The following is a 350-nucleotide window of genomic DNA, read 5'->3' on the forward strand; positions in this document are numbered from 1 at the left end:
CCAGCGCTTTGCTCGTCACCGATCCGTACGCCAGCGCTTTACTCGTCACCGATCCGTACGCCAGCGCTTCATTCGTCACCGATCCGTTCGCCAGCGCTTCGCTCGTCACGGCTCCTTTCGCCAGCGCCTCACTCGTCACCGCGCCTGCCGCTAACGCTTCGCTCGTCACGGCACCTTCTGCCAGCGCTTCGCTTGTCACGGCGCCGCTCGCCAGCGCCTCGCTTGTCACCGCGCCTGCCGCCAACGCTTCGCTCGTCACCGACCCGTTCGCCAGCGCTTCGCTGGTCACCGATCCTTCGGCCAGCGCCTCACTCGTCACCGCGCCTGCCGCCAGCGCTTCGCTGATCACC

Annotated in this window: 1 pseudogene; it reads right to left on the minus strand. The window is 67.7% G+C overall.

The window, feature by feature from the left end:
* A pseudogene (locus tag HMPREF1207_RS29690) lies at positions 1–350 on the minus strand (hypothetical protein); the annotation flags it as partial.

The organism is Paenibacillus sp. HGH0039, assembly GCF_000411255.1.
Lineage (GTDB): Bacteria > Bacillota > Bacilli > Paenibacillales > NBRC-103111 > Paenibacillus_F.